This window comes from bacterium (genome assembly GCA_035307765.1).
Lineage (GTDB): Bacteria > Sysuimicrobiota > Sysuimicrobiia > Sysuimicrobiales > Segetimicrobiaceae > Segetimicrobium.
In genome coordinates, this window is sequence record DATGHU010000007.1 from 69,777 (window position 1) to 88,530 (window position 18,754).

An 18,754-nucleotide genomic window follows, 5' to 3' on the forward strand; every position below is an offset into this window, starting at 1 on the left:
GGCTACCCGTAGACGTTCGTCATCCAGTGCTGCCGTTCGTAAATGATCTTGTTGACCGCGGCGACGTAGGCCTTCGCGCTCGCCTCGAGCACATCGGTGCTCGTCCCGCGTCCGATGAACAGCCCGTCCCCGTCCCGGACTTTGACGGTCGCCTCCCCCATCGCATCGGTCCCCCCGGTCACGGCCTTGATCGCGTAGTCGGCCAGCGACGGGGAGAGACCCACGATCGCGTTGATCGCGTTGTACATCGCATCGACCGGGCCGTCCCCCGTGGCCTCCTGGGTAAAGACTTCGCTCCCCCGCGCCAGGGTGATCTCGGCCATGGGCGCAAGCGTGCTGCTCGTCGAGATTCGAAACGCTTTGAGGGCGTAGGTGTGCGGGACGCCGCGGCGCTCGCCTTCCACAAGAGCGATGATGTCCTCGGTCGTCACTTGCTTCTTCTTGTCGCAGAGCGCCTTGAACGCCTCAAATGCCTGGCGCAACTCTCCTTCGGAGAGCCGGATCCCGTTGCCCTCGAGGAGATTCTTGAAGGCGTGCCGACCGGAGTGCTTCCCCAGCACCAGTTTGTTGCTCGGGATGCCGATCGCCTCGGGGGTCATGATCTCGTAGGTCTCCCGGTTCGCCAACACCCCGTGTTGGTGGATGCCGGCTTCGTGGGCGAACGCGTTGTCGCCGACCACGGCCTTGTTGGGTTGAACCGGAATCCCCGTAATCGCGCTGATCAGCCGGCTGACGCGGTAGATCTTCGTCGTGTCGATCGCCGTCTCGTGCCCGTAGTAGTTCCGGCGGGTATGCAGGGCCATCACGATCTCCTCGAGCGATGCGTTGCCCGCCCGCTCGCCGATGCCGTTGATCGTGCACTCAACCTGGCGGGCGCCCACCTGCACGGCGGCAAGCGAATTGGCCACGGCCAGCCCGAGATCGTCGTGGCAGTGCACGCTCCAGACCACCCGGTCGCTCCCGGGAATCCGTTCCATCAGCGACCGGAGCAAGGTGGCGTACTCCTCGGGGGTGGCGTAGCCCACGGTATCGGGGACGTTGATCGTCGAGGCCCCGGCCTTGATCGCCCCATCGAATACGCGGCACAGGAACTCCGGGTCCGAGCGGCTGGCGTCCTCCGCGGAGAACTCCACGTCGTCGGTAAAGCCGCGGGCGTAGCGCACGGCGTCGATCGACGCCTCCAACACCTGGTCGGGCGTCATCCGCAGCTTGTGCTCCATGTGAATCGGGGAGGTGGCAATGAAGGTGTGGATCCGCGGCCGTTCGGCCTCCCGCACCGCCTCGACCACCGCATCGATGTCCGCGTGGTTGGCCCTCGCCAGGCCCGCAATTGCCGTCCCCCGGACCTCGCGCGAGATCAACTTGACGCCCTCGAGGTCCCCCTTGCTGCTGATCGGGAATCCGGCTTCGATCACATCCACCCGCATCGCCGCAAGGGCCCGGGCGACCTCGAGCTTCTCCTCCGTGTTCATCGTGAACCCGGGGGACTGTTCGCCGTCCCGCAGCGTCGTGTCAAAGATCCGGATCGTTGCTCCCATGGCCCGTCCTCCGCGCGTCCCCCGTCGTCCGGGAGGCTAGCGCTTGGCTTTCGCTTCGGATTTCTTGGCCGCCGGCTTCGCGCCGCCGACGTCCCGCTTCAACCAGGGCATCATCGCGCGCAGTTGGCGCCCGATCTCCTCGATGGGATGATCGGCCTCCTGGCGGTACCGGGCGTTGAACACGGGGCGCCCGGCCTCATTCTCCAGGATCCACTCCTTGGCAAACGTCCCGCTCTGAATCTCGGCGAGAATCCGGCGCATCTCGGCCCGGGTCTCCTCCGTGATGATCCGCTTGCCCCGGGTGAAGTCCCCGAACTTGGCCGTGTTGCTGACCGAGTAGCGCATCAACCCGAGGCCGCCCTCGTAGATGAGGTCGACGATGAGCTTCATCTCGTGCAGGCATTCGAAGTACGCGATCTCCGGGGCGTACCCGGCGTTGACCAGCGTCTCGAATCCCGCCTTGATCAGCTCCGTGATCCCCCCGCAGAGCACCGACTGCTCGCCGAACAGATCGCTCTCGGTCTCCTCCCGAAACGTCGTCTCGATGACGCCGGCGCGCAGGCTGCCGATCCCGTGGGCGTAGGCCAGGGCGGTGGCCTTGGCCTTCCCGGTGAAATCCTGGTGGATCGCGAGCAGCGACGGCACCCCCTTCCCTTCCGCGAACATCCGGCGCAGCAGGTGCCCCGGGCTCTTGGGGGCGATCATGAAAACATCAACGTCCGGCGGCGGCACGATCTGGTGAAAGTGGATGCTGAAGCCGTGCGAGACCCCGATCGCCTTGCCCCGGGTCGCATGCGGCTGGATCTCCTCGCGAAAGACCCGAGCCTGAATCTCGTCCGGGATCAGGATCTGGATGATGTCCGCCTGCGCCGCGGCCTCCGGGACCGTGGTCACCTCGAGACCGTCCTGCTCGGCCTGCGCCCAGGATCGGCTCCCGCGGTAGAGGCCGACCACCACCGACATCCCGCTGTCGCCGAGGTTTTGCGCATGGGCGTGGCCTTGACTTCCGTAGCCGATCACGGCCACGCGCTTGCCCCGGAGGATATTCAGGTTGGCGTCCTGTTCGTAGTAGACCTTCGCGGGCATCGTTCCGCCCCTCCTCACGTAGGCTGGGTGCCCCGAACCAGGGTCACCTGGCCCGTGCGCACCATCTCGCGAATGCCGTACTTCTGCACCAGCGAGAGGATCGCGTCGATCTTGTCCGAACGACCGGTGACCTCCAGGGTCATCGTCTTCTCGGTCAGGTCGACGACGTTGGCCCGGAACACGTTGCAGATCTCCATGATCTCCATCCGCGTCGCCGGGGTCGCGTTGAGCTTGATCAGCGCCAGTTCCCGGTCAACGGTGCTGAAGCCGGTGACGTCGTTGACCTTGATGACCTCCATCAGCTTGTTGAGCTGTTTGATGATCTGCTCGAGGATCTCCGGTTCCCCCTCGACGGCGATGATCATCCGGGAGACGGTCGGCTGCTCGGTGACGCCCACCGCCAGGCTGTGGATGTTGTACCCGCGGCGCCGGAAAAGACCGGCGACCTTCATCAGGACGCCGGGGGCGTTCTCCACAAGCACCGAGATGGTGTGCTTCATGGGCCTGGGGGCCTCTCCGCGCGCGCCGCCCGGCAGGTCAACGACGGCGGTGCTCACTTTCCCTCGATGATCATTTCCTTGATCGACTGGCCGGACGGGATCATCGGGTAGCAGTTCTCCTCCGGCCGGCAGAAGAAGTTGACCAGGCACGGCCGGTCGGTGATCTCCAGCGAGCGTACGATCGCGGGGGCGACCTCCTCCGGCCGCCGGGCGGTGAGGCCGACCGCGCCGAACGCCTCGGCGACCTTGGCGAAGTCCGGATTCTGCAGGAAGACATGCGAGTACCGCTCCCGGTAGAACAGCTGCTGCCACTGCCGGACCATCCCCAGCGATCCATTGTTGATGAGGTAGATCTTGATCGGCAGGCCCCACTCCACCGCGGTGGCCAGATCCTGCAGCGTCATCTGGAATCCGCCGTCGCCGACGATCGCGCAGACGAGCGCGTCCGGGCGCCCGATCTGCGCGCCGAGCGCCGCGGGGAACCCGAACCCCATCGCGCCAAGCCCACCGGAAGTGACCCAGGTGCGCGGTTCGGTGGAGCGGTAGAATTGGGCCGCCCACATCTGGTGCTGCCCGACATCGGTGACGACAATGGCCTTCCCTTGCGTCGCGCGGTAGATCTCGTCGATCGCAAACTGGGGCAGGATCGCGTCCCCCTCCTGCCGGTAGCGGAGCGGGTAGCGGTCCTTCCATTCGGCGATCTGCCGGTGCCAGGCCTGGCAGTCCGGCGGCGTGACTTGAGCGGCAAGAACGCGCAGGGCTTCCCTGGCATCCCCCACGATCGGGACGTGCGCCGGCTTGTTCTTGCCGATCTCTGCCGGATCGATGTCGATGTGGATGAATTTAGCGTTTGGGGCGAAGTCCTTGAGCCGGCCGGTGACTCGGTCGTCGAACCGGACGCCCACGGCCAGGATCACGTCGGCGGCGTTTGTGGCGTAGTTGGCATAGGCCGTCCCATGCATCCCCAGCATCCCCAACGACAGTGGGTCGGTCTCGGGGAACCCGCCTTTGCCCATCAGCGTCGTGGTGACGGGGATGCGGGTCTTGCGGGCCAGCGCGGTCAGTTCGGCCGCGGCGTTGCTGCTGAGGACGCCCCCACCCGCGTAGATCACCGGCTGCGACGCCTGGCTGAGCAGCGAAGCCGCCGCGGCGATCTGATTCGGGCTCGGCACGGCCGGGGGGACTTTGCCGCTGCGCAGGGTGACCTGCTCGGGGAACTCGAAGTCCGCCTCGGTGGCGGCAATGTCCCTCGGGATGTCGACGAGCACCGGCCCCGGCCGCCCCGTGCCGGCGATGAGAAAGCACTGCAGCACCATCCGTGGCAGGTCGGCGGGGGTCTGCACGAGGCAGTTGTGCTTGGTGACGGGCATCGACATCCCCATCACGTCCGCTTCTTGAAACGCATCGGTGCCGATCACCTTGGTGCTGACCTGTCCCGTGATCGCGACGATCCCCGCGGAGTCCATCATCGCGTCGGTGATCCCGGTGAGCAAATTCGTCGCCCCGGGCCCCGAGGTGGCCATGCAGACGCCGACCTTCCCGGTCACCCGGTGGTAGCCGACCGCCGCGTGCGCGGCAACCTGTTCGTGGCGGACCAGGACGTGACGAATCTGACGGGCATCGTACAGCGCATCGTACAATGGAAGGGCGGCGCCTCCGGGATGCCCAAAGATCACCTCCACCCCGACCCGATCGAGGCATTCGATCAATGCGCGGGCCCCGGACATCCGCTTGATCGTGCTGGTCCCCGCCGTCCTCGTTCCTGGCACCGTCTGTCGGGCCATGATCCTCAATCCCCTTTCCCGCCGGAACTGCCAACGACGTCCCGAAAAAAATACAAACCGCGCGGAGTCCTCTAAGGACGGGACTCCCCGCGGTACCACCTTAGTTCCGCCCGGGCGTCGAGACCCGGCACGGCCCTCTCCCCCGTCTCGGTGGGTTCCGGCGGGTGCTACTCGGCGAACTCCTCGTCCGCCTTTGGTTCCCGCAGCTCGGAGATGAGAGTTCGCAGCACCGGATGCCGGTTCACACCTGACCCGGCTCTCTCGGATCCGGCGTGCTGCGTCCTGCTCTCGTCATTGCCTATATTCGTGGGGCTTTCGGAGAATGTACCAAACTCGCCCTGCTTTGTCAAGAAATTGCGGTCGGCTCGTGCGGATTCGGGATGTAGGCACGCGACACCTCGCGGGAGCACGGCGTGGTCGTCGCTGGCGTGATCTGGCAACGTCATCGCCCCACGGCCCCCGTCATATACGCGCGACCCACGAGGGCGGCGAGGAACAAGCAGAGGACGAGCATCCAGCGCGATTCCCTATACGCCTGGTCGTCCCTGGCAAAAGTCCATCGGAGGGTCCCACCAGGTCGGAGGCCGTAGAGGGCGATGAGTGTGAGCACGATGAGCCCACCGTACATGAGATGATACTCGGTCCGCGGGCGGGCGCCACGAGCGAGGAGGTCGATCCCGAGGATGCCTTGGATGCCCAGGGGAATCTGCGCCGCCCAGAGAATCCACCAGAAAATGTGCGGGAGGCGGGTGCGTCCGGTCAGGTCTCCGAAGAGCGCCAGCGCGACGCAGAGCCCGTCGCCGACGAGCGTGAGACCCATCAAGAGGAGAGAGGCGTGCCCGTGGATGAGACTCATCGAGGGACCACCATCCTAAGGTTCGTCCGGTCACCCATCGTTCCTCCCGAGCGGGATTGATGAGCGACCACGCCAAGCACGCGGTTCGGGCTCAATTCGGGCGTCAGGCGTCTTGGTATGCGGTCAGCGCCTTCCACAGCCAGTCCGAGGGGTTGGGCGAACTGATCCGGCTCGCGGCCCCCACTTCCGAGGCGTGCGCACTCGACGTCGCCACCGGCACCGGATTCACCGCCCTGGCGCTCGCTCCGCGGGTCGGTCGGGTCGTGGGGTTGGACCTCACCCTGGGAATGCTGCGGGAGGCGGGACGCCTCGCCGCAGATCGGGGAGTCTCCAATCTGACCCTGTGCCTGGGGGATGCCGAAGCCTTGCCGTTTTGGTCCAGCGCCTTCAACATTGTGACGTGCCGGGTCGCCGCCCATCATTTTCCCGATCTGCCCAGGGCGCTCGCTGAAATGGCGCGGGTCGTCAAGACGGGGGGACGGGTCGTCCTCGACGACACCTGTGCCCCGGAGATCCCGGAGCTCGCCCGGCTCATGAACGACTGGGAACTGCGGCGCGACCGATCGCACGTGGCGAATCATCCGCCCAGCCGGCTGCGCGCGATGCTCGAACAGAGCGGCCTGCGGGTTCGGGCGGCGACCATGACTCAGGTCCCGCAGGAGTTCGAGGACTGGGCTCAGCGGGGCGGCGTTCCGCGAGGTGAAGCGGCTGAACTCCGCGAGCAGATGCGCGGCGCGCCGCCGGAAGCTCAGGCCGCCTTTGCGATTCAAGTGGACGGCGACCGCCTGCAGTTTGCCTGGGATGAAATCGTCATCCTCGCCATCAAACAGTAGCTGACCGGACGGGACCGCCGCAGCGGCCGCGTCCCCGCGGCGCGCGAACCGCGATCAGGATAGGTACGCCTGGGCCAGCGCGGCGTAGAATCGGATCGCCTCTAGGTACGCCGGCAGCGCGACCCACTCGTCGGGTTGATGGCAGACACTCGCCTCGCCCGGCCCGTATACGACGACCGGCACCTTGAGCGCGGGCTGATACACCGAGGCATCCGTGAAGTACGCCAGCCCGACCGGCGCCCGTGGTGCCGTCCCGTCTCGCGTGACAACCTCCCGAGCCAGACGGACCACCGGAGCCTCAGGATCCGTCTGCACGGGAGGCCTGGACGTCAAGACCTCTACCTCGACCGGAAATCCCAGGTCACCCAGCGCCCCCCGCACGTCCCGCTCGAGACCCGCGTGATCCAATCCCGGCACCGTCCGCATGTCCACTTCCGCCCGACAGCGATCCGGGACGACGTTCACGGAGTGCCCTCCTTGGATCGTGTTGATGCTCATCGTCGCCTGCCCCAAGAGTGGATGGGCGTCGGCGGGCAGCCTAAACCGCTCGAGGCGGTCGATGACCCTGTGCATCAGCAGCAGCGCGTTCACGCCCCTTTCCGGCATCGCCCCATGGGCTGTCTGCCCTCGAGTCGTCAGCCTGAGCCAGAGCGCGCCTTTGTGCGCAATGGCCACTTCGCCTCCGGTGGGCTCTCCGACGACGATGGCATCGACCCCCGAGAGCCCTCCCGTGTCGATAAACGACCGGGCCCCCAGGCAATCCACCTCCTCCCCTGCGGAGGCGGCGAGGACGAGATCGCCACGCAGCGGCACGCCCCTCCGACGCAAGAGGAGCACCGCCAGCACCATCGCCGCGAGGCCGGATTTCATGTCGCAGGCGCCCCGCCCATACAGTCGATCGCCGGCGAGATCGGCGGACCACGGACCGTGCTGCCAGGGCGCCTCTCCCGGCGGGACGGTGTCGGTGTGGCCGCTCAGGACAAGCGTCGGACCACCCCCGCTCCCGCGGAGGCGCGCGACCAGGTTGGCGCGGCCCGGGGAGAGCCGGTGCAGCTCCACGGGAAGCCCCTCCCGCTCAAATCGCCGGCTCAGCAGGGAAGTCACCCGCTCCTCGTTGCCCGGGGGATTGACGCTCTCCGCCCTGACGCACTCGGCGAGCAGCGCCACGGCCTCCTGCGGGTCCACCTGCACCTCCGAAGCACGGGGCATGCGGCGCCTCTCCTTCAAGCTCGACGTTGACGCGGGGCGTTGCCGGCCCTTTGGCAGTCCTCCGTTCACTGCCCGCGCAACCCTCCCCTGCCCCCGTGCGAGGCGTCCGGGGCGCAACGCGCGACCGCCGAGCACTCCCCCGCGCCTGCCTGCAGCGGCGGAAGGAGAACACCCGCACCCACGGCAAACCATGCGCCCATGGCCCTCCGGCATGAGCGTCCGCACCGCTCGGCCGACGTCTGTCACGCCGGGGCGGCCGACGAAACAGGAGCCCACCCCATGCCCCAGGAAGGTGGCGCACCCCGACAGATCCTCAGCGGGGGCACCGTCGTCACGATGAACGCGAAAGCCGAGGTGTTCGCGCCGGGAACCGTCGTGATCGAAGGGGACCGGATCGCGCAGGTGATCGCCGGAACGGCAACCCAGCGCCCCGGCGATATCCTGGTGGACTGCCGGCATCACCTGGTGATGCCGGGACTGATCAACGCCCACACCCACACATGCATGGCCCTGTTCCGCGGGCTGGCGGAGGATCTCCCCCGCGACGCGTGGACGCGCTCCGCGTACACCCTCCCCCACCAGGACCGCGCCCGTCCGGACGACTATTATTGGGGCACGCTGCTCGGCGGCCTGGAAATGCTTCTCAACGGCGTCACGACGGCGGCCGATCGTTTTGGCCACATGGCGACGATCGCCGAGGGGTTCGACATTTTGGGCATGCGGGCCGTCCTCTGCCATACCGTCTACGACGTCGATCGAGCGCTCGAACTCGACCCGGCGCTCGCTCTGGTCGAACGGTGGGGCACCGATCCCGCCCGTCGGATCCACTGCGGCCTCGGCCCGCACGCGCCGGACACATGCTCCGACGCGCTGCTGCGGCGGATCCGGGCGCTGGCACACGAGACAAGGGCCCGAATCTTCATCCACTGCGCCCAATCAGAAGCGGAGCTCTCCGCGGTCCGCGCACGTGGCTACGCGGGCGCCGTCCGCTGCCTTCACGAGAACGGCGTGCTGGGCCCCGACGTCGTCGCGGCACACTGCCTCTATATTGATGCGGAGGAGATCCGGCTGCTCGCGGACACCGCCACTTGGGTCGCCCACTGCCCGGCCAGCAACGCCAAGATCGAAGCGCGCGTCGCGCCGACGGCCGCGATGGTGCGGGCCGGGGTCCGGATGGCGCTGGGCACCGACTGGGCCCCCACCAACAACGGAATGGACCTCTTCGATGAAATGAAGACCGCCGGCTTGCTCGGCAAAGTGGGGGCCGACGATCCCACCGCGGTCCCGGTGGATCGGCTGCTCAGGATGGCGACGATCGATGGCGCCCGGGCCCTCGGGATCGAGGCGCAGACCGGCAGCCTCGAGCCCGGCAAGCGCGCGGATCTGATCGCGATCGCGATGGAAGCTGCCCACCTGCAGCCGTGGCACAACATCGCCGCGACGCTCGTGTACTCGGCAAAGGGCCACGACGTCCGGCACGTGTGGGTGGATGGCCGGCGGCTCATCCGAGACCGCCAGCCGATCCACCTTGACGTGACCGAACTGCTCACCCAAACGGCGAAGATCTGGCGCCGCCTGCGGTCTGAGGCCTGACCGCCCCCTCGATTGCCGCGCCGACGCGCGTCACACCTTGGGTGTCTTGGCCATCTCCACGATCTCGTCCGTCATCACATCTGACGCAGCGACCGCGGTTGGAATTTGCTTGAGGCCGTAGTAGGTGTCGCTGATCGCGGTCCACACCTTCGGCTCCATGTATCCCCACCCATGCTGCTTCGTGAGCGGCGAGGTCATGTACGGGATCTCGTTCTTCCATGTTTGGAGCTCCAGCGTGCGGTCGAGGCCGGTGGTCTGCTTCATCACGAAATCCACCGCCTCGTCCGGGTGCTCGGCCGCGTAGATCCACCCCCGGGCGCTGGCGGAGAGGAACCGGGCGAGCACATCCTTCCGCTCGCTCAGCACTCGATCCGTCGTGAAGTAGGTGTAGGCGTACAGCTTGATCCCGAGATCCCACAGAGGGAAATAGCTGAAGCTCCCCGCTTGCCGCACCGCCTCGATCTGAGGCGCATCGATGATCCAGCCGGTGATAACGTCCACTTGCCCGGTGACCAGGGGGTGGGTGTCTCCGCCGACGAAGAGCACCTTCACCTTATCGCTCGGGATCTGGTACTTGGCGAGGACGGCCTCCAAGAGCGGCCGCGCGGTCGCTTGGATGCCGATCGTCTTGCCGATGAAGTCGTGCGGGGTGTGGATCCCGGACTTCGTCATAAAGATGAACGCGAACGGGTGCTTCTGCAGCACGGTGCCGAACGCCTTGACGGGCAACCCGTGGCTCCTCGCCGTCACGAGGACCGCCACCGAGGAGGCGTTCCCCATCGGAATCCGGCCCCCGGCAACGATCTGCACCGCGTCGATGTTAGGCCCCCCGGGCTGGATCTTGAGGTCGATGTCCGCCTCTTTGAAGTATCCCTTGCCAACCGCCACAAAGTCGCCCGCCATCTGCGCGTTGGCCAGCCAGCCGAGCTGCTCGGAGAGACCGGTCATGCCCTGCGCACTCGCGGGGGGGAGCAATCCCGGAAGTTGTCCTCCGGCCCACCCGAGAGCGACCGCAGCTCCTCCCTTGATCAGACCCCGCCTGCTGAACGGATGCGTGAACAGTGTGATCCGATCATCCCCCATCCCCTCACCTCCGTCCCGTCCTCTTCCCACATCCAGCCGTGCAATCCCCACGGCTCTTTCGCACGACACGCCCAGCCGCACACGCTCCGTCGAATCGGGCGATGAGAACCACCTCGACGCGCCGCTCGGAGCGGATCCCGCCTGACGCGACCGGAGGTGGGTGACGGCTTCTTGATAAGTCCGTTCGCTATTGGAGGATCAAGAGCCTTGTTTTCTCGAGCCCGCTGCGCTGATCCGCCGGCGAGAAATGTCCCACCGGAGCGAGCCGGGGAATGAAGCCCCTCGGGATTATCGAGAACTGCGGGCGCGGCCGTCCGTGCATGCTCGGGGGCAAACCGAGAAGGAGGAGATCTCCCTACCTTCGCGCTCGGGATCGAGGAAGTTGTGTTACTTCAGGGTCTTCATGTAGGCGATGAGTTTATTCACATCCGCCGGAGAGAGCATCGTCCACCGTGGCATCATTGGGTGGAGGGGCTTGCCCTCTTCGTCAAGTCCTTCCACTATCGCCGCACGCGCTTTTTTATCAAAGTCCTTGGCATATGCTTTCGACAATTCGGAATAGGTGATCGCGGGGACCTCGATCGTCTGCCCTTTGCGCGTGAACTTATGTCCAGCCCCCGTCATGCCATGACAGGACGCGCAGGCTAAGGTGAACAACTGCTGACCGGACAGATTCGTCGTCATCATGGAGGTTGCTCCGGTCACCGGGGAAGATGGCCCCCCAATCAAGGCCAACACCAGTACACCGGGGACGATCCAAAGCGCCAGCCACAGTTTGAGAGACATGGCCAATCCCACCTCCCACTTGCCTTTTGCTCCGGCGGGCCTCCCATTCTCGACCTTCCACCCAGATGTTGCCCACCTTGTGCGCTCACCGAGTGCACGGTGATTAGCAAAATCGGACACCGCGCCCGGAGTCAGCTTTCGGAAACGCTTGATAATTTGGCGCGCCCGGAGGGATTTGAACCCCCGACCTACGGCTCCGGAGGCCGACGCTCTATCCGCTGAGCTACGGGCGCGTCGTCCCTATTATAACAAAGGAAGCGAAAGAGAGTCGGCCCACCCCGAAGTGAGGTAGTGTACAGTGCTTTGTGTAAAAGGCAGGGCTCCGATGAGAGAGGGCGTATCCCCAACCCCAAACCTAGGGCCAACCAAGTCAAGGGAGGGATACGCCCATGGCCAGTGTACGACCACTGACCGATCTTACCGTAGCCGATCTGTGGAGGGAGGTCAAGGATCCGGCCACCCTGTGGGGCGGCGTCTCGCAGCAAACGCTGCGGACGGTCAAGCTCCTGTTGGAGAACCGCATGCATGACGAGCTGCACGCCTATCTCCATGCCGGCCGGTATGTCCGCGACCATGGCCGCGTCGGCTACCGGAATGGGGTCTACCGCCGGCACCTCACCACGACCTGGGGCACCATCCCAGATCTCCAGATCCCCCGGGCGCGGGATGCGGGTTTCCAGCCCTCCGTGGTGGCGCGCTACCAACCGCGCACGGACCAGGTGAATCGCCTCGTCCACGCCGTCTTCCTCGGTGGCCTCAGTACCCGCCGGGTGGGCCCGATCCTGGCCCCCCTCCTGGGCGATACGGTCAGTCCCGCCACCGTGTCGAAGATCACCCAGGCCCTCGATCAGGCCGTGGCGGCTTTTCATGTCCGTCGCCTCGCCGATCACTACCGCTATCTCTTCCTCGATGCGGTCACGCTCCGCGTCAAAACCCCCGATGGCACCCGGCGGCGCCATGCCCTCGTCGCCTACGGTCTCACCGCTACCGGCCGCCGCGAACTCCTCGACTACCGCCTCGTCCGGCAAGAATGCCAGGCCACCTGGGAGCCCTTCCTCATCAATCTCGCCTGCCAGGGCCTCACCGGCGCGGCGCTGCGCTTGATCACGACCGACGGCCATGCCAGCTTGCACGCCGCCCTCCCCCTCGTCTATCCGCAGGTCCCGCGCCAAGCCTGCTGGGTCCACGTCCTGCGCAACGTGCGGACCACGAACGCGATTGAACGGGCCTTCCGCGAGGTCCGCCGGCGCACCCGCCCCATGTCCTGCTTCACGAATACGGCCAGTTGCGATCGCATCATGTTTGCCGTGATCTGGGCGTTCAATCAACATGCCGCGGGGCGTCCTCTCTCGTGGGAATCTACACAAAAACCTTGACACTACCCGAAGTGATGCCCATCCCGGGAGGGTGAGGGAATGCCGGAGAGGTCATGATTGCTGTGGGAACGCCGGGGGCGGGGGAACCGACCGCGACCGGCGCCCCTCCAGTATCGCCAGGAACACCGACCCAAGCCCCCAGGTCGACACCGCGAGTACCAACAGCCATCCTAGACGGGGAATGCTGAACGCGACGGCGAGGATCACGGCCCCGATCACCACCTCGTGGGCCACGTCCGACCGCCGAACGCGCTGACCGATGAGGAGGGCGACCGCGGTCGTTCCGAGTTGCAGAGCGACGAGGACCGCCACCGGCACCAGGAACGCCACGGTCAGCCCGATCACGCTGATCACCAAGATAAGGGCCAGCATCGCCGCGATCGGCCATCCCAGGAGCCCGATCCCAAACGTTCCGAGTGGGTCCCTCTCCATCACCTTTGCCAGGCGGGCCGTGAGCCCGGGGAACAGGATGGCGACGAGCCAGGCCGATCCCACAAAGGTGGCCAATGCGCCAAGGTAAAGGAGCGAGAGAAATGACTTCAGCGCGAGGATCGAGCCCGCCGACCCCCACGGCCAGGGGGACCACGGACCGGGAGCGGGAAACGGATGGACCCACGGCGGCGGGAGGGGAAACGCGCGGGGCCCAGGCGACGGCAGCGGCGGCAGTTGGGGCAGCGGCCCCGCCTGCGGCTGAGCCCCTCCAACAGAGGCGCCCGGTTCCTGCTCGACCGTTCCGCCGATCGCCCGAGCCTGCCCGTCGACTACCGCCCCGGAATGAAGGATCACGTTGCCCCCGAGGGCGCGGACTGATCCTTCGATGTGCCCGGTGACCTCGACGCTTCCCCCAAGAGCGGCCGCATCGCCTTCAACCGTACCGTCGATGGTCGCCGTCCCCCCCACCGCAATCGCGTCTCCGCGCACGATCGTCCCCGCGGGCACCTGGAGATCGCCGACCCGGAGAAGCAGCTCCGCCGCTCCCGCCGGTCGGGAACCGGCGAGGAGTGCGGTTGCGGAGATGAGCACGGCATATGCGACCGCCCTCCTCATTGCTGCGCAATGTTTGCACATCGTATCCACCGACACGTCCCCCTCCGCTCGTTCAACAGCAGGAATTCACCCCCCATCGCGGAATTAGACCGGCGCAAGGGGGGAATATGCCTCGAGTCGCGGCGATCATACCGGCGTTCAATGAGGAACGAACCATCGGGGACGTCGTCGGCGCGGCGAGGCGATGCCGGCTGGTCGACGATGTGATCGTCGTCAGCGATGGTTCCCGGGATTCGACGGTGTTGGCCGCCCGTCGGCACGGCGCCCGGGTGATCGAACTCTCTGAGAACCTGGGGAAGGGTGGCGCGATCGCCGCCGGGCTCGGAGCGACCCACGCGCAATTTATCGTCCTCCTGGACGGCGATCTCGTCGGACTGACCACCCAGCACGTGGAAGACCTCTTGCGACCTGTGCTCAGCGGGGCCGCGGAAGTTAGCATCGGCCAGATTAAGCGCGACCTGATGCAGACGCTGTTTCCAAATTTCTCGGGTCAGCGGGCTCTGCGCCGTGAAGTCCTCGAGGCCATTCCCGATCTCGAGAACACGGGCTTCGGCATTGAGGCCGTTCTGAGTAGGCACCTGAAATCGTCGGGCCTGCGTGCGTGCACCGTATCGCTGGGCCATCTCACCCACGTCCCCAAACAAGAAAAACACGGACTGTTTCGCGGTTACGTCGGCAAATTGAAAGCCACATGGCAGATCGCCAAATGGAGCGGCCGCAACGGCCGCGCCAAAGCCTGATCCCGCTTCACGGGGCGACCACCCGCACGCGCTCCCCCAACCTCGGTACCAGCACGGACCGGTCCTGCTCCGCGCAGTAGTCGAGGTCACCCGGGAGGTCGATCGCAATCACGTTCTGCCCTGCCCGGGTTTGCCGAAAGACCATCGCGGCATCCGCATTGCTTTGATAGAGCGCGTGCGCCGCACGCGCCGCGTCCGTCAGGTCAATCGGGCCGTGGGCGCTCGGGATCGCTACCGCCGCGTCGACAATCGCCCCCGCGGTGTAGGCATCGTCAAGACTGAATCGGCCCTCGCGCCCCGCACAGACAAGCGTGATCCCTGGACCCTCCGCCGCGGCCACCGCCTCACGGGCGGCGGCCGATCGGTTGCGCAGGCAGCCGAGCAGGACCACCGAGGCTTCGCGCGTCAGGCGGATGGCGCGGGTGCCGTTTGTCGTGGCAAACACCACCCGCCGGCCTGCGAGATCGGCGCCCGCAAACGCCGGGGGACTGTTCCCGAAGTCAAACCCCGGGGGAGCGACCCCCCCTTGTTCCCCCGCCAGGAGTACCTGCGGGTGGGCCTCACGGTATCGTCGGGCCGCCTCAACCTCGGGCGCGATCAGCACCTCCGCGCACCCCCGCTCCAGCATCGCCAGCACCGACGTCGTCGCCCGGATCACATCGATGACGACGATGGTCCGGCCGCGAACCGGCCCCACCTCCTCTGGGAGGAACGCCACGTGCAGTTCCACAGGATCCTAGAACTTCCTATAGTAGGGAGTCGCCGCCAGCGCCTCAGCGAGGCGAGCCCGAACCGTCTCCGCAAGGCCCTTCGGCGTCCCCTTGGCGTAGGCGACGTCCTCGGGTGTGACCTCGAATAGCCGCGTCTGTCCTCCGATCACCGACCACCGGTCCAGCAGAGCCACCGCCCGCACGTCGTACGGCTCGGGGTCGGTGTTGAAGAACGCGTTCAGCCCGGCCATGAGCGTCTGGGCCCGCTCGGCCGGGTCCTGCCCGTTCACCGTCGCTCCCAGCTGAATGATCGGCCGCCCGTCGACGAGCACCGTCACCGGCTGCCCGGCGGCAGGGGTCGCGGGCGCGAGCGCAAGCCTGAGGTAGCCCTCGGGGATCCGTCGAACGATCGGGATGCCGCGGGACTTGAGATCCTGCTCGACGTAGACGACCCGCTCATCCGGTTTCGGGTGGTCGTAGAAAACCAGGCTCACATCCGGCTGTCCCGTCAGTTTGTCCACCTGAGCGAGGTGTTCCAGCAGGGTCAGCATCGCCACCGGGGAGTAGCTCGTCTTAACGAGGTAGGAAATCCCGGTAAGATCGGCTTCCTTCTCAAGATCCCGCTGATAGTCGGACATCGCGCCCTGAACGGCGAGCTGCGCGCCGGCGAGCGGCACCGCCGATCTGGCGAGCACGGAAAGGGCCGCCGCAACGACCATCGCCGGGATGGCCCGCTTCTGACGCGCCTCCTGAATATAGTAGTGGCGGTGCGCGACGTGGGTCAGTTCGTGGGCCAGGACCGCGGCGAGTTCGTCGTCCGATCGGACGAACTTCATCATTCCCTTGGTGACGTAGACATACCCTCCGGGGAGGCTGAGCGCGTTTGGCCCCGGGATATCGAGGATCTTGAAGTGGTACGTCAGGTCCTGGCGATCCACCGCCCGGACCAGAGCGGCGGAGACCCGGTTGACCCGCTCGACCATCTCCGGGTCGGTCACCACCCGGTAGTGGGACTCGATTTCCTTGGCGATTTGGGCGCCGAGCTTGACTTCATCGCTGGTCTGGTCGGCGCGCACAGCGGCGGGCCAGACGAGGGCGCACAACGCCACTCCCACGACGGCCACCCCGATCCGATGAGTCAACTCTGAGAGATGCAGGTTTCGGAACATCGTTCGCCCATGCGCTCCCGGACCGACCTGCAGCTGCGCCGGGCCGATCCTGCGCCGTCTATACGAATTATATCCTCCCGGAGCACCAACCCACCACCTTCTAACGTCCGCCGCAGCGGGAGGCCTGTCTCCAACGCGTCGGCCCGGCGCGCCTTCTTCCTCAATGCCCAGGATCTCGCGAACCTAGTCCCGCCGGGGCGCTCGTCCCGGCATGCGGCGAATTCCTTCCACAGGGAGGGCATGCCCTGAAGACCGCAGGGTGCGCTCACTCCTCACCGGTGAGGGCGAAGACTCGCCTGGCGTTTTGTGCGAGCGCCGCCGCGAGAGCCGTTTCCTCCATCTGACGCAGATCCGCGAGGACCCGCGCGGTGTGGAGCAAGAAGACGGGCTCGCACCGCCGCCCTCGCATGGGCTGCGGAGCCAGGTAGGGGGCATCGGTCTCCACCAAGACCCGGTCCAGGGGCACGGCCTTCGCCACATCGCGGAGCTCCGCGGACTTCGGGAAGGTGAGTGGACCGGCAAACGAGAGCGTCCATCCGGCCGCGGTGCAGCGGAGGGCCCGCTCCAGTGTTCCGCCGAAGCAGTGCAGGACGACCCGGGAGACCCCCTCTTCGACCAGGATCCGCTCGACGTCCTCGTGTGCGTCGCGATCGTGGACGATCACGGGCAGGTTCACCTCTCGGGCCAGGCGGAGCAGGGCGCGGAAGACCTCGATCTGGGCGTTCCGAGGAACGGAGTTGCGGTAATAGTCGAGGCCGACCTCGCCGATGGCCACGACCCGGGGGTGCCGCGCCATCGCCGCGACCGCCTTCACGGTCCCGGCCGTCACACCCTCGGCCCCTTCGGGATGGATTCCCACGGCGGCGACGACGGACGGATACCGCTCGGCCAGCACAACCGCGCGTTCACTGCTCTCCGCTGATGTTCCCGCGGACACCATCAACCCAACGCCGGCTTGAATCGCCCGCGCAACCACGGCGTCGCGATCGACGTCAAACGCCGCGGCATCCAGGTGGACGTGTGCGTCGATCCACCCGCTCACGGCGAGGCGCCGCCTGCGGCCGGCGCGTGGTGTCCCTCCCCTCGGTCCACCCGGTAGGGAGACAGATCCACGCCCGTCCGTCCGGTCGTGATCAGCTCCGCGATCGCCCTCCCGCCGAGGGGCCCTTGGGTGAACCCCTGCCCACCGAACCCCCCGGCCACAAAGTACCCGTCGAGGCCGGGGACGGCGCCAAGATACGGACGGCCGTCCGGGGAGATCGGGCGGATCCCTGCCCAGGCTCCGGTGATCGGGGCGGTGGCCAGGGAGGGAATCCGGCGCACCGTGGTCTCAAGCGCCTGGTCGAGATACCCCCACTCCACGGTGGTCTCGTACGTCTCCCCCACCGTTTGTCCTTGGACCATGATCAGGCCTTCCGCTCTGGTCTTGCAGTAAAAGTCCTTCTCTTCTTCCATAATAAACGGCCCCCCCGAGGGAAGGACCGTGGCGGGATCGACCACAAAGACCTGCCGCTTTCTCGGGGCGACCGGAACGGCCACCCCAGTCATCGCCCCAACCTCCCGCGCCCAGGCCCCCGCAGCGTTCACCACGGCCGGGGCATGGATCACCCCGGCCGTGGTCTGCACCAGCCGGACCCGGCCCCGCTCAGCCTCGACACCCAACACCTGGCACCCCTCTCGGACCTGCACCCCGCGGGCGCGGGCGGCCTCCGCGATGCGCTTGACGGTGGGCAGTGGTGTGGCCCATGGATCCGCGGCGGAATAGGTCGCCACCGCGACGTCCTCCGTGTAGAGATAGGGGAACCGCCGCTGGATCTCGTCGGGCGTCAGGAGTTCGACGGACACCCCGACTCGCTGGTGCATCGGGACCAGCGCACGTGCGTCCGCCGCCGCCTGTGGGGAGCACCACAGCAGCAGGCTCCCGTGCTCTTGAAGATCCGTCCCGAACTCGTCACGAAACCGCTGGTGGATTCGGACGCTCTCCATCTGAAACCTGAGGGCCTCTTCCGACCGCGATTGCAGCACCATCATGCCGGCGGCGCGCCCGCTGGCCCCCGCGCCCACGCTGGCGCGTTCAAGCAGCACAACCTCTCGCACGCCGGCTTCAGCCAGGAACAAAGCGGTGGAAGCACCCATGATTCCGCCGCCGATGATCACTACGTCGGCTGTCTCCAACCCGCTCCCTCCGGGGCGGTGCCTCGGGACTCACCGCCGCTGCCTCGGGTTCTACGCCTTGGAGGGGTCTCCTCCGATCGTCACCGCGCGAGCATCCCCCCGCCGCCCGGGGGCACGGCGGGCTTCACACCGTGGTCGGGCGGGCTGTCCCGCGGGCGGCGCCGACGTGACATCGAACCGCAACCGCCCGCGGCTCATCCGCACCGACGCGGGGAGAAGGTGACCCCTCGCGCGGCGGCCCTCCCGGGAGCGCGATGCGCGTCCCGCGA

17 protein-coding genes and 1 tRNA gene are annotated in these 18,754 nt (G+C 66.8%); 4 read left to right on the forward strand and 14 right to left on the reverse strand.

Annotation, left to right across the window (positions count from 1 at the left end):
- Positions 1-2 precede the first annotated feature (2 nt).
- The 5 genes from VKV57_02635 to VKV57_02655 form a co-directional block, all read right to left on the reverse strand.
- A complete protein-coding gene (locus VKV57_02635) occupies positions 3-1,538 on the reverse strand; it encodes a 2-isopropylmalate synthase (protein HLW58803.1) in 1,536 nt (511 codons plus the stop codon).
- Positions 1,539-1,574: 36 nt separating this feature from the next.
- Complete coding sequence (ilvC, locus tag VKV57_02640) at positions 1,575-2,624, reverse strand: ketol-acid reductoisomerase (protein ID HLW58804.1); 1,050 nt, start codon at positions 2,622-2,624, stop codon at positions 1,575-1,577.
- 14 nt (positions 2,625-2,638) lie between these two features.
- On the reverse strand, positions 2,639-3,124 hold the full coding sequence (gene ilvN, locus VKV57_02645; protein ID HLW58805.1) for an acetolactate synthase small subunit: 486 nt from the start codon (positions 3,122-3,124) through the stop codon (positions 2,639-2,641).
- Positions 3,125-3,177: 53 nt separating this feature from the next.
- Complete coding sequence (gene ilvB / locus VKV57_02650; GenBank protein HLW58806.1) at positions 3,178-4,908, reverse strand: biosynthetic-type acetolactate synthase large subunit; 1,731 nt, start codon at positions 4,906-4,908, stop codon at positions 3,178-3,180.
- A 442-nt stretch (positions 4,909-5,350) separates the two neighbouring features.
- A complete protein-coding gene (locus tag VKV57_02655) occupies positions 5,351-5,764 on the reverse strand; it encodes a hypothetical protein (GenBank protein HLW58807.1) in 414 nt (137 codons plus the stop codon).
- 59 nt (positions 5,765-5,823) lie between these two features.
- Between VKV57_02655 and VKV57_02660 the strand changes: the two genes are divergently transcribed.
- The gene (locus VKV57_02660; GenBank protein ID HLW58808.1) at positions 5,824-6,597 is read left to right on the forward strand and encodes a methyltransferase domain-containing protein; all 774 of its coding nucleotides are present in this window, start codon (positions 5,824-5,826) and stop codon (positions 6,595-6,597) included.
- Between the two features lie 54 nt (positions 6,598-6,651).
- Here the strand turns inward: VKV57_02660 and VKV57_02665 are convergent, their stop codons facing one another.
- On the reverse strand, positions 6,652-7,806 hold the full coding sequence (locus VKV57_02665; protein ID HLW58809.1) for a M20 family metallopeptidase: 1,155 nt from the start codon (positions 7,804-7,806) through the stop codon (positions 6,652-6,654).
- Between the two features lie 279 nt (positions 7,807-8,085).
- Here VKV57_02665 and VKV57_02670 point away from each other — a divergent pair, with 279 nt between their 5' ends.
- Positions 8,086-9,399, forward strand: coding sequence for an amidohydrolase (locus VKV57_02670; protein HLW58810.1), 1,314 nt, complete (start codon positions 8,086-8,088; stop codon positions 9,397-9,399).
- A 30-nt stretch (positions 9,400-9,429) separates the two neighbouring features.
- On the opposite strand, the gene VKV57_02675 is transcribed toward VKV57_02670, so the two are convergent.
- The 3 genes from VKV57_02675 to VKV57_02685 form a co-directional block, all read right to left on the reverse strand.
- On the reverse strand, positions 9,430-10,482 hold the full coding sequence (locus VKV57_02675; GenBank protein ID HLW58811.1) for an ABC transporter substrate-binding protein: 1,053 nt from the start codon (positions 10,480-10,482) through the stop codon (positions 9,430-9,432).
- A 387-nt stretch (positions 10,483-10,869) separates the two neighbouring features.
- Positions 10,870-11,268, reverse strand: a complete 399-nt coding sequence (locus VKV57_02680; GenBank protein ID HLW58812.1) for a cytochrome c — start codon at positions 11,266-11,268, stop codon at positions 10,870-10,872.
- A gap of 157 nt (positions 11,269-11,425) precedes the next feature.
- A tRNA-Arg gene (locus VKV57_02685) sits at positions 11,426-11,501 on the reverse strand.
- 156 nt (positions 11,502-11,657) lie between these two features.
- Between VKV57_02685 and VKV57_02690 the strand changes: the two genes are divergently transcribed.
- Positions 11,658-12,644, forward strand: coding sequence for a transposase (locus tag VKV57_02690; protein ID HLW58813.1), 987 nt, complete (start codon positions 11,658-11,660; stop codon positions 12,642-12,644).
- A 51-nt stretch (positions 12,645-12,695) separates the two neighbouring features.
- Here the strand turns inward: VKV57_02690 and VKV57_02695 are convergent, their stop codons facing one another.
- Positions 12,696-13,667, reverse strand: a complete 972-nt coding sequence (locus VKV57_02695; protein HLW58814.1) for a polymer-forming cytoskeletal protein — start codon at positions 13,665-13,667, stop codon at positions 12,696-12,698.
- Between the two features lie 131 nt (positions 13,668-13,798).
- On the opposite strand from VKV57_02695, the gene VKV57_02700 reads away from it, so the two are divergent.
- On the forward strand, positions 13,799-14,431 hold the full coding sequence (locus VKV57_02700; GenBank protein ID HLW58815.1) for a glycosyltransferase: 633 nt from the start codon (positions 13,799-13,801) through the stop codon (positions 14,429-14,431).
- Positions 14,432-14,438: 7 nt separating this feature from the next.
- Here the strand turns inward: VKV57_02700 and VKV57_02705 are convergent, their stop codons facing one another.
- The 4 genes from VKV57_02705 to VKV57_02720 form a co-directional block, all read right to left on the reverse strand.
- Positions 14,439-15,149 carry a 2-phosphosulfolactate phosphatase gene (locus tag VKV57_02705; GenBank protein ID HLW58816.1) on the reverse strand — a complete coding sequence of 237 codons (711 nt, stop codon included), beginning with the start codon at positions 15,147-15,149 and terminating at the stop codon, positions 14,439-14,441.
- Between the two features lie 18 nt (positions 15,150-15,167).
- The gene (locus VKV57_02710) at positions 15,168-16,310 is read right to left on the reverse strand and encodes a M48 family metalloprotease (GenBank protein HLW58817.1); all 1,143 of its coding nucleotides are present in this window, start codon (positions 16,308-16,310) and stop codon (positions 15,168-15,170) included.
- 265 nt (positions 16,311-16,575) lie between these two features.
- Positions 16,576-17,352 (reverse strand): TatD family hydrolase, encoded by a 777-nt coding sequence (locus tag VKV57_02715; GenBank protein HLW58818.1) that lies wholly within the window; start codon positions 17,350-17,352, stop codon positions 16,576-16,578.
- Complete coding sequence (locus VKV57_02720; protein ID HLW58819.1) at positions 17,349-18,485, reverse strand: FAD-binding oxidoreductase; 1,137 nt, start codon at positions 18,483-18,485, stop codon at positions 17,349-17,351. Before VKV57_02720 ends, VKV57_02715 begins: the two co-directional genes overlap by 4 nt.
- Positions 18,486-18,754 lie beyond the last annotated feature (269 nt).

Excerpts from the sequence above, each read along its gene's own strand:
- ilvB (HLW58806.1), bottom strand. The coding sequence starts at position 4,908 with ATGGCCCGACAGACGGTGCCAGGAACGAGGACGGCGGGGACCAGCACG.
- VKV57_02680 (HLW58812.1), bottom strand. The coding sequence starts at position 11,268 with ATGTCTCTCAAACTGTGGCTGGCGCTTTGGATCGTCCCCGGTGTACTG.
- ilvC (HLW58804.1), bottom strand. The coding sequence starts at position 2,624 with ATGCCCGCGAAGGTCTACTACGAACAGGACGCCAACCTGAATATCCTC.
- VKV57_02635 (HLW58803.1), bottom strand. The coding sequence starts at position 1,538 with ATGGGAGCAACGATCCGGATCTTTGACACGACGCTGCGGGACGGCGAA.
- VKV57_02700 (HLW58815.1), top strand. The coding sequence starts at position 13,799 with ATGCCTCGAGTCGCGGCGATCATACCGGCGTTCAATGAGGAACGAACC.
- VKV57_02665 (HLW58809.1), bottom strand. The coding sequence starts at position 7,806 with ATGCCCCGTGCTTCGGAGGTGCAGGTGGACCCGCAGGAGGCCGTGGCG.
- VKV57_02690 (HLW58813.1), top strand. The coding sequence starts at position 11,658 with ATGGCCAGTGTACGACCACTGACCGATCTTACCGTAGCCGATCTGTGG.
- VKV57_02670 (HLW58810.1), top strand. The coding sequence starts at position 8,086 with ATGCCCCAGGAAGGTGGCGCACCCCGACAGATCCTCAGCGGGGGCACC.
- ilvN (HLW58805.1), bottom strand. The coding sequence starts at position 3,124 with ATGAAGCACACCATCTCGGTGCTTGTGGAGAACGCCCCCGGCGTCCTG.
- VKV57_02655 (HLW58807.1), bottom strand. The coding sequence starts at position 5,764 with ATGAGTCTCATCCACGGGCACGCCTCTCTCCTCTTGATGGGTCTCACG.
- VKV57_02660 (HLW58808.1), top strand. The coding sequence starts at position 5,824 with ATGAGCGACCACGCCAAGCACGCGGTTCGGGCTCAATTCGGGCGTCAG.
- VKV57_02675 (HLW58811.1), bottom strand. The coding sequence starts at position 10,482 with ATGGGGGATGATCGGATCACACTGTTCACGCATCCGTTCAGCAGGCGG.
- VKV57_02710 (HLW58817.1), bottom strand. The coding sequence starts at position 16,310 with ATGTTCCGAAACCTGCATCTCTCAGAGTTGACTCATCGGATCGGGGTG.